The 13,810-nt window shown below is 68.5% G+C and carries 14 protein-coding genes, 1 tRNA gene and 1 pseudogene; 10 read left to right on the forward strand and 6 right to left on the reverse strand.

The genetic code is table 11. From position 1 onward, the window contains the following. Positions 1-17: 17 nt before the first annotated feature. The 3 genes from ACTJJZ_RS07745 to ACTJJZ_RS07755 are packed head-to-tail and all read right to left on the reverse strand — an operon-like array spanning position 18 to position 2,678. A complete protein-coding gene (locus tag ACTJJZ_RS07745) occupies positions 18-1,238 on the reverse strand; it encodes an acetyl-CoA C-acetyltransferase (protein ID WP_440720598.1) in 1,221 nt (406 codons plus the stop codon). Next, on the reverse strand, positions 1,235-1,888 hold the full coding sequence (locus tag ACTJJZ_RS07750; protein ID WP_440720599.1) for a 3-oxoacid CoA-transferase subunit B: 654 nt from the start codon (positions 1,886-1,888) through the stop codon (positions 1,235-1,237). Before ACTJJZ_RS07750 ends, ACTJJZ_RS07745 begins: the two co-directional genes overlap by 4 nt. A 1-nt stretch (position 1,889) precedes the next feature. Further along, positions 1,890-2,678, reverse strand: coding sequence for a CoA transferase subunit A (locus ACTJJZ_RS07755; RefSeq protein WP_440720600.1), 789 nt, complete (start codon positions 2,676-2,678; stop codon positions 1,890-1,892). Between the two features lie 105 nt (positions 2,679-2,783). On the opposite strand from ACTJJZ_RS07755, the gene ACTJJZ_RS07760 reads away from it, so the two are divergent. The 9 genes and pseudogenes from ACTJJZ_RS07760 to ACTJJZ_RS07800 all read left to right on the forward strand — a co-directional run bounded on the left by ACTJJZ_RS07760 (position 2,784) and on the right by ACTJJZ_RS07800 (position 10,233). Further along, entirely contained in the window at positions 2,784-3,581 is a 798-nt protein-coding gene (locus ACTJJZ_RS07760) for an IclR family transcriptional regulator (protein WP_440720601.1), read from the forward strand. A gap of 90 nt (positions 3,582-3,671) precedes the next feature. Continuing rightward, on the forward strand, positions 3,672-4,133 hold the full coding sequence (locus ACTJJZ_RS07765; protein WP_440720602.1) for a MarR family winged helix-turn-helix transcriptional regulator: 462 nt from the start codon (positions 3,672-3,674) through the stop codon (positions 4,131-4,133). Further along, positions 4,130-5,359 carry an MFS transporter gene (locus ACTJJZ_RS07770; RefSeq protein WP_440720603.1) on the forward strand — a complete coding sequence of 410 codons (1,230 nt, stop codon included), beginning with the start codon at positions 4,130-4,132 and terminating at the stop codon, positions 5,357-5,359. Before ACTJJZ_RS07765 ends, ACTJJZ_RS07770 begins: the two co-directional genes overlap by 4 nt. A gap of 135 nt (positions 5,360-5,494) precedes the next feature. Beyond that, positions 5,495-5,770 (forward strand): hypothetical protein, encoded by a 276-nt coding sequence (locus tag ACTJJZ_RS07775; RefSeq protein WP_440720604.1) that lies wholly within the window; start codon positions 5,495-5,497, stop codon positions 5,768-5,770. A 22-nt stretch (positions 5,771-5,792) separates the two neighbouring features. Next, positions 5,793-6,650: a transposase gene (locus ACTJJZ_RS07780; protein ID WP_440720605.1), complete on the forward strand. Its 858-nt coding sequence runs from the start codon at positions 5,793-5,795 to the stop codon at positions 6,648-6,650. Between the two features lie 95 nt (positions 6,651-6,745). Next, positions 6,746-7,051 (forward strand): DUF7882 family protein, encoded by a 306-nt coding sequence (locus ACTJJZ_RS07785; protein ID WP_440720606.1) that lies wholly within the window; start codon positions 6,746-6,748, stop codon positions 7,049-7,051. Between the two features lie 7 nt (positions 7,052-7,058). Then, positions 7,059-7,702 (forward strand): annotated as a pseudogene (locus ACTJJZ_RS07790) (site-specific integrase). A gap of 156 nt (positions 7,703-7,858) precedes the next feature. After that, entirely contained in the window at positions 7,859-9,298 is a 1,440-nt protein-coding gene (locus ACTJJZ_RS07795; RefSeq protein WP_440720607.1) for a hypothetical protein, read from the forward strand. A gap of 74 nt (positions 9,299-9,372) precedes the next feature. After that, positions 9,373-10,233: a DNA adenine methylase gene (locus tag ACTJJZ_RS07800; protein WP_440720608.1), complete on the forward strand. Its 861-nt coding sequence runs from the start codon at positions 9,373-9,375 to the stop codon at positions 10,231-10,233. 536 nt (positions 10,234-10,769) lie between these two features. On the opposite strand, the gene ACTJJZ_RS07805 is transcribed toward ACTJJZ_RS07800, so the two are convergent. Further along, positions 10,770-10,842, reverse strand: a tRNA-Lys gene (locus tag ACTJJZ_RS07805). Positions 10,843-10,996: 154 nt separating this feature from the next. On the opposite strand from ACTJJZ_RS07805, the gene ACTJJZ_RS07810 reads away from it, so the two are divergent. Continuing rightward, positions 10,997-11,806, forward strand: a complete 810-nt coding sequence (locus tag ACTJJZ_RS07810) for an inositol monophosphatase family protein (protein ID WP_440720609.1) — start codon at positions 10,997-10,999, stop codon at positions 11,804-11,806. 42 nt (positions 11,807-11,848) lie between these two features. Here the strand turns inward: ACTJJZ_RS07810 and ACTJJZ_RS07815 are convergent, their stop codons facing one another. Both ACTJJZ_RS07815 and ACTJJZ_RS07820 read right to left on the reverse strand, forming a co-directional pair. Beyond that, a complete protein-coding gene (locus tag ACTJJZ_RS07815) occupies positions 11,849-12,835 on the reverse strand; it encodes an aldo/keto reductase (protein ID WP_440720610.1) in 987 nt (328 codons plus the stop codon). A gap of 1 nt (position 12,836) precedes the next feature. After that, positions 12,837-13,751, reverse strand: coding sequence for a helix-turn-helix transcriptional regulator (locus ACTJJZ_RS07820; protein ID WP_440720611.1), 915 nt, complete (start codon positions 13,749-13,751; stop codon positions 12,837-12,839). Positions 13,752-13,810: the final 59 nt, after the last annotated feature.

Genomic DNA, 13,810 nt, shown 5'->3' on the forward strand with positions numbered 1-13,810 from the left:
GCCGCCACCGCCGCCCGTCAGCGCGTGAGGACCAGCGCCTCGCCCTGCCCGCCGCCGCCGCACAGCGCGACCACCGCGGTGCCGGTGCCGCGCCGCACCAGCTCGTGCGCCACGTGCACGACGAGGCGGTTGCCGCTCGCGCCGATCGGGTGCCCGATCGCGATGCCCCCGCCGTGCACGTTGACGATCTCGGGATCGAGGCCCAGCTCGGTCGCCGACCGGGCGACCACGGCGCCGAACGCCTCGTTGATCTCCACGAGGTCGAGGTCCTGCACGGTGATGCCCTGCTTCTGCAGCGCGCGCTCGATCGCCCGCGCCGGCTGCGCCTGCAGCGAGTTGTCCGGCCCTGCGGTCTGCCCGCTCGCACCGATCGTCACGAGCACCGGCCACCCCTTCGCCTCGGCGTTCCCGCGTGTGGTGACGATGACCGAGGAGGCGCCGTCGGAGATCTGCGAGGAGTTGCCGGCGGTGATGGTGCCGCCCTCGGCGAAGGCGGGCCGGAGCCCGGCGAGGGATTCGACCGTGGTGTCCGGCCGGATCCCCTCGTCGGCCGTAAGCACGATCGGTTCCTGAGCCTGTCGCAGGGCGCCCTTGCGCTGCGGCACCATGACCGGCACGATCTCGGCGTCGAATACGCCCGCCGCACGCGCCGCTGCGGCACGCTGGTGCGAGCGGGCGGCGACCTCGTCCTGCGCCTCGCGGGTGAGCCCGAAACGCGGGTTGTGCCGCTCCGTCGACGCGCCCATGCTCTCGTCGTCGTAGGCGTCGGTGAGACCGTCGTAGGCCATGTGGTCCAGCACCTCGACGGATCCGTACGTCCACCCGTCGCGGGATCCCATCAGCAGGTGCGGGGCGCGGGTCATCGACTCCATTCCTGCCGTGACGACGGTGAGCGCATCACCGGTGCGGATCATCCGCACCGCGTCGATCACCGCGGTGAGGCCGGACAGGCACACCTTGTTCACGGAGTGCGCCGGCACGTCCCAGCCGATGCCCGCGCCGATCGCGGCCTGCCGGGCCGCGTTCTGCCCCGATCCGGCGGCGAGCACCTGCCCGACGATCACGGCGTCGATCTCGGCCGGGTCGATCCCGCCCTGCTCGAGCGCACCGCGGATCGCGAGCGCGCCGAGCTGCGGCGCCGTGAACGGGGCGAGCTGGCCCTTCAGCCGGCCCTGCGGGGTGCGTGCGGCTGCGACGACGACGACGTCCTCGGGGCTGTTCTCGTGTTCGCTGCTCATGCTCGCTCCTCGAGTTCTTCGGCCACGCGCAGTGCGGGTTCGGTGGCCTCGATCACATCCTGCACCGTCACGCCGGGGGCGAGCTCGGTCAGGAGCAATCCGTCCGGGGTGACGTCGATCACGGCGAGGTCCGTGATGATCCTGTCCACCACGCCGCGGCCGGTGAGCGGCAGCGAGCAGTCGACGACGATCTTCGGGGATCCGTCCCGCGCGACGTGCTCCATCAGCACGATCACGCGCCCCGCGCCGTGCACGAGGTCCATCGCGCCGCCGGGACCTTTGACCATCTTGCCGGGGATCATCCAGTTCGCGAGGTCTCCCATCGCGCTCACCTGCATCGCGCCGAGGATGGCCGCGTCGATCTTGCCGCCGCGGATCATCCCGAAGCTCAGCCCTGAGTCGAAGAACGCGGACCCCGGCAGCGTGGTCACCGTCTCCTTGCCCGCGTTGATGAGGTCGGGGTCGACCGCGTCGTCGGCCGGGTAGGGACCGACGCCGAGGATCCCGTTCTCGGACTGCAGCACGACGGTCACCCCGTCCGGCACGTGGTTGGGCACGAGCGTGGGCAGCCCGATGCCGAGGTTCACGTACGACCCGTCCGTCAGCTCGCGCGCCGCGCGCGCCGCCATCTCGTCCCGTGTCAGCGCCATCTCACACCTCTCCGGTCCCGGAGTCCGCCGAGCGCACCGTGCGGCGCTCGATCCGCTTCTCGATGCCGGGTCCGACCTCGACGATCCGGTGCACGTACACGCCGGGCAGGTGCACCCGGTCCGGGTCCAGCTCCCCGGGTTCGACGAGCCGCTCCACCTGCGCGATGCAGACGCGGCCCGCCATCGCGGCGAGCGGGTTGAAGTTCCGCGCCGCCTTGTTGAAGATCAGGTTGCCGTGCCGGTCCCCGACCGCGGCGTGCACGAGGGCGTAGTCCGTCGTGATCGCCTCCTCGAGGACGAACTGCCGGCGCATGCCGCGCACCTCGAACGCCCGCACGTCCTTCGCAGGGGACGCCACCGCGATCGTGCCGTCGGGTGCGTAGCGCCGCGGCAGGCCACCCTCCGACACCTGGGTGCCGACGCCGGTCTGCGTGTAGAACGCGGCGATCCCGGATCCCCCGGCCCGCAGCTTCTCGGCGAGGGTGCCCTGCGGCGTCAGCTCGAGTTCGAGTTCGCCGGAGAGGAACTGCCGCTCGAACTCCTTGTTCTCCCCCACGTAGGACGAGGTCATCTTGCGGATCCGGTGGGCGCCGAGCAGGATTCCGAGCCCCCAGTCGTCCACGCCGCAGTTGTTGCTGACCACGCTGAGGTCCTTGGTGCCCTGCGCGAGGAGCGCCTCGATCAGGGCGATGGGATTGCCGGAGAGCCCGAACCCGCCGACGGCGAGCGACGCGCCGTCGGGGATGTCGGCCACCGCGTCCGCGGCGGACGGCCATTGCTTGTCGATCACTCGCCACTCCTTCGTGAGGGATTCGGTTCCACCTTCCGCCCTCGGTGCCGCCGGCCTCAAGCGCGCGCTTGCGATGTGGGCGGGTTGCTCGCTAGCGTCCACATCATGGAACAGCGGTCCGCTGCACGGCGCACGGTGCCCGGTGCGCAGGCGATCGCCCGTGCCGCCGGGCTGCTGCGGCTGGTGACGGCGTCGGCCGATGGCGCCCCGCTGCACGAGCTCGCCGCGGGCTCCGGCCTCAGTCGCTCCACCGCGCACCGGCTGCTGTCGGCGTTGCGGGCCGAGGGCCTGGTCGATCAGGATCCGCACACCGCACGGTGGATGCCGGGGCCCGAGCTCTATCTCATGGGAACCGTGGCCGCGGCGCGGTACGACATCACCGGGATCGCCCGCGACATCGTGCGCTCGCTCGCGGTGAAGACCGAGGAGAGCGCGTTCCTCTCGGTGCGGCGTGCGGACGAGACCGTGTGCCTGCTGCGCGAGGAGGGAGCGTTCCCGATCCGGTCCTTCGTGCTCAGCGAGGGGGTGCGCTTCCCCCTCGGCGTGGCGAGCGCCGGCCTGGCGATCCTGTCCTTCCTGCCCGACCACGATGTGGATGCCTATCTCTCCCGGCACCCCGACCTCGGCGAGAGCTGGGGGCGCGCGCACGCCGAGACGCCGTTGCGCCGCCGGCTCGCCGAGACCAAGGCCCGCGGCTACGCGGTCAATCCCGGCCTCATCGTCGAGGGCAGCTGGGGCATGGGCGCGGCGGTGTTCGACCGGGACGGCCGGGCGGAGTGGGCGCTCAGCCTGACCGGCGTCGAGTTCCGCTTCGGGCCGGATCGGCTGCCCGCCCTCGGCCGCACCCTGCTCGCGCACGCCCACCAGCTCTCCGCACGGATCGCCGGTCGCGCCGCCCGGTGACGCGATCGGGACGCGCCCCTCTCCCCGGCTCGCCGCCGTCGATCCGGAGGAGCGCTTCCATTTAGATATCAGGTGTTATATACTTTTGGTATGAATCGCGGCGAGATCCTCCAATCGATCGTCTTCTCGACGCACGCCCTCACCCGGATCGCGGCCCATGAGGCCGGCAACGACACGCCCGCGGCGCAGTGGCGGGCCCTCAGCCTGCTGGACACCGCCGCAGACGGCGCCGCGGAGGACCGGGCTGCCGGGCTGCGCGTCGGCGAGCTGGCCAAGGCCAGTCGCACCACCCAGCCCGGCATGACGCGCCTGGTCGGCCAGCTCGAGCACGACGGCCTGGTCCGCCGCTCCGCGGACCCCGACGACTCCCGGGCCACCGTGGTGAGCATCACCGACGCGGGCCGGGAGTCCCTGCACACCTGGCGACAGGAGCTGCAGAGGATCCTCGAGCCGCGATTCTCGGATCTCGACGAGGCGGACTGGGAGCACCTCTCCCGCGCCGCCGAGATCCTGCACACGCATTCGCTTCTTCTGGAAAGGACAGCACGTTGAACTCCACCGGTTCGTCATCATCGATCTGGAGGCAGCCCGCACAGGTGTGGGCCGTGGCCTTCGCCTGCGTCGTGGCCTTCATGGGCATCGGCCTGGTCGACCCGATCCTCCCCGCGATCGCCGAGTCGCTGAAGGCGACACCGGTGCAGACCGAGCTGCTCTTCACCAGCTACCTGCTCGTCACCGGCGTGGCGATGCTGTTCACGAGCTGGATCTCCAGCCGGATCGGCACCAAGGCCACCCTGCTGGTCGGTCTCGCGCTCATCGTCGTGTTCGCGCTGTTCTGCGCCCTGAGCGGCAGCGTGGACGCGATCATCGGCTTCCGCGCGGGCTGGGGCCTCGGCAACGCGCTGTTCATCTCCACGGCGCTCGCGACGATCGTCGGCGCGGCCAGCGGCGGTTCCAGCGCCGCGATCATCCTGTACGAGGCCGCGCTCGGTCTCGGCATCGCGATCGGCCCGCTGCTCGGCGGCCTCCTCGGCGAGATCGCCTGGCAGGGCCCGTTCTTCGGCGTCGTGGTGCTGATGTCGATCGGCTTCATCGCGGTGCTGACGCTGCTGCGCGGCCCGTTCGAGAAGCGCGAGCCGGTGAAGTTCTCCGCGCCGTTCCGCGCGCTGGGCCGCCCGGCGCTCGCCGTGCTCGCCGTCGCCGCCCTGTTCTACAACATCGGCTTCTTCGTGCTGCTGGCCTTCTCGCCCTTCCCGCTCAAGTTCGGCGCGATCGGCATCGGCCTGACCTTCTTCGGCTGGGGCCTCGCGCTCGCGATCACGAGCGTGTGGGTCGCACCGATCCTGCTTCGCCGCATGCCGATCACCCGGATCATCGTCATCGTGCTGCCGCTGCTCGCGATCGACCTCTTCGTGGCCGGCGCCCTCGTGGCCACCGCGACGGCGCTCGTGGTCTGCATCATCGTCGGCGGCCTGCTGCTCGGCATCATGAACACCGTGCTCACCGAGGCCGTCATGGAGGCCACGGATCTGCCCCGTTCTGTCGCATCGTCGGCCTACTCGGCCGTCCGCTTCATCGGCGGCGCCGTGGCTCCGCCGCTCGCCGCGTTCCTGTCGCACCTGTGGGGCGACACGGTCCCCTACGTGTTCGCGGGCGTCTCGGTGCTGATCGCCGCGCTGGTGGTGCTGTTCGGCCGCAGGGCCCTGGCGCACATCGACACCGGATCGCACGACGCCGCCGAGGACGCGGAGGCGATCCTCATCGGCGACGCCGCCTGAGGATCCGCGCCCGGCCCGAGGGCGCTGCAGACGGCCCGTCCCGCACAACGGTGCGCGGGGCGGGCTTCGTCGTGCCGACGGCGCCGTCACGCCTCGCCGATCCGCGGTGTCGCCGGGGCGCTCTACGCTGGAGACATGCTGATCGGTGTCATCCGTCCCGTCGAGTCCAAGACCGCCACCGTGCAGGCCGAGGAGCTGGACGAGATCCAGGACCTGCTCGCCGCGCAGACGCCGGAGGGATGGCAGCTGGCCTCCGCCCCGGTCGTGATGGCGAAGAAGGACACGGTGCTCACCGCCGAGGGCACGATGGTCCGCCGTGACGGCGTGCGGGAGATCGAGGCCGACGACATGACCGCGCTCGTGGCGAAGGTGCCGGAGGGGTACCAGCTGCTCTCCGTGCGCCGGGTCTGAGCGCACGCGCCGGGAGACGATCGTGACCGGTATCGAGCAGATCGCCGCGGAGCTGTACGCCGGCCCTCCCCGCGACTTCGTGGCGACCAGGAACGCGCGCGCCAAGGACGCGGGAGACGCGGAGCTGGCAGCGCAGATCCGGGCGCTGCGGAAGCCGAGCGTCGCCGCGTGGGTCGTGAACCTGTTCGCCCGCGAGCGGGCGAGCCGGCTCGGCGAAGCGCTCCGCCTCGCCGAAGAGGTGCGAGAGGCTCAGGCCGATCTCGACGCGGCCGCGCTGGCGCAGCTCGGCCGGGAGCGTCGGGCCCTCACGAACCGGCTCGCAGCGGATGCCGTCGCGCTCGCGAAGACACGAGGCGAGCGGATCACGGACGCGACCCTCGAGGCGGTGCGGCAGACGATCGCCGTGGCGTTCTTCGATCCGAGCGCCGCGGCGGCCGTCGCGTCGGGACGGCTCGTGCACGACCTGGATCCCTCCGGAGATCCCGCCGACCACGATGCCGCCGTGGCCGGAGGCGCCCCCGGCTCCCCCGCGGCCTCGCCCCCGCCGGCCGATGAGGTGGCGGCGCGGCGGGAACTCCGGAAGGCGGAAAGCGTCCTGCACGACGCGCAGCAGAGTCTCTCCCGAGCCCGGCTCGACCATTCGAAGGCGGAACAGGCCGCGCGAGACACCGAGCAGCGCGTGAAGACGCTGGCCGCGCGGATCGCCGAACTCGAAGCCGAGCTGGACGCCACCCTCGTCTCGGCCGACACCGCACGAGAAGACGTCGCCCGCAGCGAAGAGCGGGTCGCCGAGACGGCCGAGCGCCTCGCCGCCGGGGAGGAAGCGGTGGACGCCGCACAGCGCGCCGTGGACCGGCGACGCGGGAGGACGTCGAGCTGAGACGGCGCTCGCCGGTTCCGCGCACCGGCCATCAGCCGGGCGACATATGGCGTCAGCCGGACGGGCGATCTCCGAGGTCCACCTACTGTTGAAGCATGGGAATACTGTTCTACGGCAGCTCTGAGCACGCCATCGAGATCGACGACACCGCTCTCGCCCACTTGAAGGTCGTCATCGCGACCAAGCTTCGCCGCAACGAGAGCTTCACCCTGTCCTGGCGGCATGACGTCGGTCAGCCCCTCGGACGCTCGACGGTCTGGCTGCACCCGTCCATCCCGCTCCGATTCGAGTTCCACGAGCCGAGCGTGCCCGAGCTCGATCAGAAGCGCATCCAGCTGTACGCGCACTCCGCCAACACCTCGGGAGGCCTCCGCGTCCCGGACAAGCACATCCTCGGCTGACCGCGAAGTGCGGGGCGCGCTGCGCGGCGGAAAGGCTCAGCTTGAGGCGCTGACAGAGGCGGCGAGAGAGCACGCGACGCACTCGGATGCAACGTTGGTCGCTCTCATGGGAAACGCCGGTCTGCGTCCCGGCGAAGCGGTCGCGCTGACGATCGACGATGTGGACCTGAAGCGTCGGCGCGTCTCGGTGACTAAGACGATCACGACGGATGCAGACGGCAAGATGATTGTGGATACCGCCCCGAAGACCGACGCCGGGAACCGTGAGGTTCCGATCCCTCTGCACCTGATCCCCGACCTGAAGCACCTTATGAAGGATCGACCGCCGACCGCTCCCCTCTTCACCACACGGTCAGGTACGGGACTGAACCTGTCCAACGGACCTGGAAGACGATCACGACGGCGGCAGGATCCCCCATCGGTCTGACGCCGAAGGGACTCCGGCACACGGCGGCGTCCCTCGCCATCGACTCCGGCGCGGATTTACTCATGGTGCAGAAGATGCTCGGTCACGCCGACGCGACAGAGACGCTGAACACCTACGCCAAGCTCTTCCCTAACCGGCTGGACGAAGTGACCGCGCGCATGTCGAAAGCGCGTGAGAAGGCGCTGAAGAAGGCGAAGAACCAGAGTGATCCTGAACCTAACTGACCGGACTGCTCGTCAGGACGCATCTGGTTTCCACGGTCTCCTTTGGGCTGTGTCGCGTGCAACGCGCCCAATGTCTACTCTCCGGATGGGTTGCCTCGTCGGTGCACATGCGTATGGATAGGATGCGCGTGACGGCTTGAATGCGATGGGGGAGACATGCCGAAGCGCGTAACGATTGATTGGGCAGACCTTGCCGACCTGGACCTCGACCCAGACAATCCGCGACATGAACCCGGCATGTCTCGACGGGACATCATCCGCTACTTGGTCGAGAAGGAGAGCGTCCTCGGGCTCGCACGTGACATCGCTAAGTACGGGCTGAGCCCGCTCGACATGTTCGGAGCAGTAGCGGCCCCTGAGGGCGGCTACACCATCCTGGAGGGCAACCGTCGCCTCTGCGCGCTCATCCTTTTGCATGATCCGACCCTGGCTCCGCCCAAGGAACGCAAGATCTTCGAACGCCTGAGCCGCGATCTCGATCCCGACAACATCGTCATTGAGCTGACTGTCTTCGATGACGAGAACGAAGCCGATGTCTGGATCGACCGCAAACACGCCGGTCCTGGTAACGGCAACGGCCCGAAGCCATGGAACCCCGTGCAGCTGGCCAGGCGCTATGGCGACCGAACGGGTAACGCCCTCGCACTCGCGCTTCTGGAGTACGGACAGAGCCACGGGATGCTCACTAAAGCACAGTCAACGGATATCCTCACCACGATCACTCGATTTATCTCCAACCCGTTCGTTCGTAAGCACGGTCTCGGTATCACGACAAGCGCCTCCGAACCCGAGTTCAAGATCTTGGGCACCCAGTCGCTGTTCGACCTTCGTCTGCGACGCCTGCTCAGTGACATCGTCGCCCGGGCGAATGGAGCGACATCCCGAACTAACAGCGCCGATCGTGCGAAGTACGCGCAGGAGCACCTCGTAAACATCACCGAGCCGGTTGGCCCGACTCCGGAAGACGCCGAGGCGAGCAACGATGAAACGGTGCATTCCGGGGGCTCTGGCGAGACGACTGCCGATAAGGGCGATGAGCCGGCATCGAACGATCCGTCCGCGGAGAACGGCGCGGCCGAGCCCGAGGGCACTTCAAGCTCTGGAGGCGGGACTCACCCCGACAAGCGACTAAAACTCGTACCGGAAGCATTCGCGCCGAGTCTCCGAGATGAGCGCCTTAAACGAATCCTCGCGGAGCTAAAGTCGGTTCGCCGGTTCAGCCCATTGGCCGCTGCGCTGATCGTGCGTGTTTTCCTGGAGTCGGTCACCGTCAAGTATCTCGAGACTCGCGGCACGCAGATCGGGCAGAACGACAAGCTGCACCTCCTGGTTCACAACGTACTGACGCACATCGAGAAGGAGAAGAGGAGCGGTGCGATCCACCTCACCAAGGCTGAAGCGGGCGCGCTCGGTCTTCTGAAGGGGCAGGTCTCGAATCCCACGTACGTCTACAGCGCCTTCTACCTGGGTCTGATCGCCCATGGGTCTGCTTTCCCTGACTGGGCGACCCTCACCAAGAAGTGGGATGAAGTGGAACCGATCCTCAGTTTCATCGCATCGAACGCTGAGCCGCCAATCGAACCCGACCACCCGTAACAAGTCCGCGCTGGCCAACGTCACCGAGACGCTGTAACGTTCGAGAGGTCCCGCCAGCAACATGAAGTGAGCCCATGCCCATCACGCCTTCACCTCTTCGGTACCCGGGCGGCAAGACCGCGTTGTTCAAGCTCGCGTCACCGCTCCTCGAATGGAACGGCCTCCGCAAGACGACCTATGCCGAGCCGTTCGCCGGGGGCGGAGGGCTCGCTTTGTCCCTCTTATTTGAGGGAGTTGTTCGCCGGATCGTGCTCAACGACATCGACCCCGGCATCTACTCGCTCTGGGATGCGATGCTCAACGACACGGACGAACTCGTTCGCCTCGTCACAGACACGCCGGTCACGATCGATGAGTGGTACAAACAACGCGAGAATTACCGAACGATGAAGCACGAGCCATCGCTCGAACTCGCGTTCGCCACCCTCTTCCTCAATCGGACCAACCGCTCCGGAGTTATCAAGGGTGGTGTCATCGGAGGGACGAATCAGACGGGCAACTACAAGCTGGACTGCCGGTTTCCGAAGGACGTCATCGTAGACAAGATCGAGCGCATCGCCCGCTACAGGCGCTCTATCTCGATCTCGCGGGAGGACGGCAAGGACTTCCTGCGTGGTATGTCCGAGCGGTCAGATCGGGTCGTCCATTTCATCGACCCGCCGTACTACGGCAAGGGTTCTGGACTCTACACGAACTTCTATACGGACACGGACCACGCCGAACTGTCGACGGTCGTACGCGGGCTCACGCAGCCCTGGGTCCTCACGTACGATCTAGTGCCTCAGATTCAAGAGCTGTATGAAGGTTGTCCACAGTATGCGTTTGACCTGAATTACACCGCGGCAGTGAAGCGGGTAGGAACCGAACTTATGGTTACAAGCCCCGACATCTCCATCGCCGGCATTACTCAACTCAGACAGGTGTCGGCTGCGTAAGCTGTGTGAACTCACTGATGTTGACGCACATCGAACCGGATGCCGGTACATCGCCGTCTGAGCCTCACGCGCGAACCGGACAGCGTAGTGAGGGGCCCGCGATAAGCGCCTGGTGACAAAGACAGGACAGACCGCGCCAGAGCCATCCGTGGACGGCCCGGTAATCTCCTGCACGCTCACCGTCGTGAGCGTAGCCGGTCAGCAGACCGGTCATCTTTTCGACCATCGCTCCGCACTTGGGACACGCCAACAGGACACCATAGCCTGGGAAGCGCTCCATACGGACGTCCATTCGTCCAGCGCATGCCGCATCGCGATCAAACCGCTAGACGACTGCCGCTCTCCTCGCCACAGCCCAGGTGATGCGCGCGCAATTGGGGGCCGTTCCTTCAGTCTCTGGTCCGGTACGGCGATTGCCTGCAGCGAAGCGAATCCTGACCAAATCCTGACTGGGCGCAAACGACGCGTCCTTGATTCATGACTGGCCGGCAGCAGAAAAGCCCTGATAGATGGCGAGATCTATCAGGGCTTATCCGTGCACCCCCTGGGACTCGAACCCAGAACCCACTGATTAAGAGTCAGTTGCTCTGCCGATTGAGCTAGAGGTGCTCGGCGTGCCGGTTGCCCGGCCGAGGAATCACATTACCAGCGGATCCGGCGGACGCGAAATCCTGCGCCGGCCGTCCCGCATCCCTGGCGTGTCGGGCGCCAGGAGTGCGCGGGCTGGCCCCGATCGCCGCATCCCGGCCCGTATCCTGGAGGCGTGCCTGAGACCCGCGCCGATGCCGACTTCCAGAGCGACCTCGAGCTCGCTCTCCGCCTTGCCGACGCCGCCGACGCGCAGTCGCTGCCGCGTTTCGACGCCGCCGATCTGAGCGTCTCGCTGAAGGCGGACCACTCGCACGTCACCGATGCCGACCTCGCGACCGAGCGCGCCATCCGAGAGATCCTGCAGGCCGAGCGCCCGGAGGACGGCATCCTCGGGGAGGAGTTCGGCACCTCCGGCGACACGCATCGGCAGTGGATCGTGGACCCGATCGACGGCACCGCGAACTTCCTCCGCGGTGTGCCGCTCTGGGGCACGATGATCGGCCTCGCGGTCGACGGCGTCGCCCGCGTCGGCGTGGTGAGCATGCCCGCGCTCGGACGCCGCTGGTGGGCCGCGCCCGGTCTCGGCGCCTGGGCGTCCACGGACGCGGAGCCGCGCGCGATCCGGGTGTCGCAGGTCGATTCCCTGGACGATGCGAGCGTCAGCTTCCAGAGCATCGCGCAGTGGGACGAGGCCGGTCAGCTGGACCAGCTCGTCGCGCTCTCCCGCCGGGTGTGGCGCGACCGCGCCTACGGCGACGTGTTCTCGTACATGATGCTCGCCGAGGGCCGCATCGACATGGTCGCCGAGTTCGGCGTGAAGGAGTACGACATCGCGGCGGCGTTCGCGATCGTCGCCGAGGCCGGCGGCACGGCGACGGCGTTCGACGGCACCGCCACGCTCGCGGGCCGCTCGGCGCTCGCGACGAACGGCGTGCTGCACGCCGCGTTCCTGGCGCAACTGCACGGCGCGGAGAGCCGCTGACCGGACTCTCCCGGCCGGCGGTCGCCGTCCTCTCCGCCGCCCTCAGCGGTTGATGTGCGCCATGTGCTCGGCGTTGTAGCGGTCGCCCTGCACGCCGATGGTCTGCGTGATCCGGTTGAGGTCGTCCAGCTCGTCCGGAGAGAGGCCGACCTCGGTGGCGCCGGCGTTCTCCGCGATCCGTTCGATGCGCCGGGTGCCGGGGATCGGCACGATCCACGGCTGCTGCAGCAGCAGCCACGCCAGGGCGATCTGCCCGGGGGTGACGCCCTTCGAGGCGGCGAGCAGCTCGACGTGCTGCACGAGCGCGGTGTTGGCCTCGAGGTTATCCTGGGCGAAGCGCGGGATCCGGGCGCGGATGTCGTCCTTCGCGAAGGTCGCGGTCGGCGCGACGGTGCCGGTGAACAGCCCTTTGCCGAGCGGGCTGAAGGGCACGAGTCCGATGCCGAGCTCGGCGAGGGTGCGCAGGATCTCCCCTTCCGGATCACGCGTCCACAGCGAGTATTCGCTCTGCAGCGCCGTCACCGGCTGCACGGCATGCGCCTTCCGGATCGTCTCGGCCGATGCCTCGGAGAGCCCGAAGTGCTTGACCTTGCCCTCGGCGACGAGCTCGGCCACGGTGCCGGCGACCTCTTCGATCGGCACCTCCGGATCGACGCGGTGCTGATAGAACAGGTCGATCACGTCGGTCCGCAGGCGCCGCAGGGACTCCTCGGCGACGCGGCGGATCTGCTCGGGCCGGCTGTTCAGTCCCACGCTCCGCCCGTCTTCGATGCGCCACCCGAACTTGGTCGCGATCACGACCTGGTCGCGGATCGGCTCCAGCGCCTCTCCGACGAGCTCCTCGTTGACGTAGGGGCCGTAGACCTCCGCCGTGTCGTAGAACGTCACTCCCTGATCCACCGCAGCGCGGAGGACCGCGATCATGTCCTCGCGCGTGCCGGGGTTGGGGCCGTAGCTCTGCGACATGCCCATGCAGCCCAGTCCGACGGCCGACACCTCCAGGCCCTGACCCAGTCGTCTCGTGTGCATCTCAGTCCTCCTGTGTGGTTCTCGCCGCGTCGAGCCTCGCTCCGGCTTCGCGGACGTCCGTGTCGTGCTGCTGGTTGGTGGCCGCCCAGCTGGCCAGCAGGTCGAGCCGCTCCTGGCTCTCCGACCCGGGCTGCGCGGTGTAGATGAGGAAGGACAGGCCGGGTTCGGCCGTCAGCTCCAGCCCCTCGTAGGAGAGGGTGAGGTCGCCGACCAGGTGATGGTGGAACCTCTTCGTCCCCGCGCCGTGCCGGCGCACGTTGTGGGCCCCCCATCTCGTGCGGAACGCGTCGGAGCGGGTGGAGAGCTCGCCGACGAGGTCGTGCAGCTGCTTGTCGCGCGGATCCCGGCCGGCTTCCGTGCGCAGGATCGCGACGCTGACATCCGCCGCGGCTTCCCAGTCCGGGTAGAAGTCGCGGGAGCGCTCGTCCAGGAAGTTGAACCGGGCGAGGTTGCCCTGGCCGGGACCGTCGAAGACGCGGTCGTAGAACGCGGCACCGAGCGGGTTGGTCGCCAGGACGTCCATGCGGGCGTTGCGCACGAACGCCGGACCGCCGGTGATGACCTCGAGCGCGCGCAGCAGGCCGGGTCGCGGCACCCACTTCGCCGGTGTGCGGCGCCTCACGGTCTCCGCTCCGTCATGGGCGACACGAGCGAGATCGAACAGGTGCTCGCGCTCGGCGTCGTCGAGCTGCAGCGCCCGCGCGACGGCCTCCAGGACCCCGTCGGAGACGCCCGCGAGATTGCCGCGCTCGATCTTCGAGTAGTACTCGACGCTCACGTCCGCGAGCGTCGCGACCTCGTTGCGCCTCAGCCCCGCCACCCGGCGGTTGCCGGAGACGACCAGCCCCGCCTGCCCAGGCGTCAGCTGGGCGCGCCGGGACATGAGGAACTCCCGCACTTCGGCCCTGTTGTCCATGCCCCAACGGTACGCACAGACGCGTCGTTCAGGGATCCCCTGCCCGTACACCCTTCGCC

Source organism: Microbacterium sp. 22242 (assembly GCF_052045495.1).
In the GTDB taxonomy this organism is placed as follows: domain Bacteria; phylum Actinomycetota; class Actinomycetes; order Actinomycetales; family Microbacteriaceae; genus Microbacterium.

Excerpts from the sequence above, each read along its gene's own strand:
- ACTJJZ_RS07745 (WP_440720598.1), bottom strand. The coding sequence starts at position 1,238 with ATGAGCAGCGAACACGAGAACAGCCCCGAGGACGTCGTCGTCGTCGCA.
- ACTJJZ_RS07750 (WP_440720599.1), bottom strand. The coding sequence starts at position 1,888 with ATGGCGCTGACACGGGACGAGATGGCGGCGCGCGCGGCGCGCGAGCTG.
- ACTJJZ_RS07760 (WP_440720601.1), top strand. The coding sequence starts at position 2,784 with ATGGAACAGCGGTCCGCTGCACGGCGCACGGTGCCCGGTGCGCAGGCG.
- ACTJJZ_RS07765 (WP_440720602.1), top strand. The coding sequence starts at position 3,672 with ATGAATCGCGGCGAGATCCTCCAATCGATCGTCTTCTCGACGCACGCC.
- ACTJJZ_RS07775 (WP_440720604.1), top strand. The coding sequence starts at position 5,495 with ATGCTGATCGGTGTCATCCGTCCCGTCGAGTCCAAGACCGCCACCGTG.
- ACTJJZ_RS07785 (WP_440720606.1), top strand. The coding sequence starts at position 6,746 with ATGGGAATACTGTTCTACGGCAGCTCTGAGCACGCCATCGAGATCGAC.
- ACTJJZ_RS07795 (WP_440720607.1), top strand. The coding sequence starts at position 7,859 with ATGCCGAAGCGCGTAACGATTGATTGGGCAGACCTTGCCGACCTGGAC.
- ACTJJZ_RS07800 (WP_440720608.1), top strand. The coding sequence starts at position 9,373 with ATGCCCATCACGCCTTCACCTCTTCGGTACCCGGGCGGCAAGACCGCG.
- ACTJJZ_RS07815 (WP_440720610.1), bottom strand. The coding sequence starts at position 12,835 with ATGCACACGAGACGACTGGGTCAGGGCCTGGAGGTGTCGGCCGTCGGA.
- ACTJJZ_RS07820 (WP_440720611.1), bottom strand. The coding sequence starts at position 13,751 with ATGGACAACAGGGCCGAAGTGCGGGAGTTCCTCATGTCCCGGCGCGCC.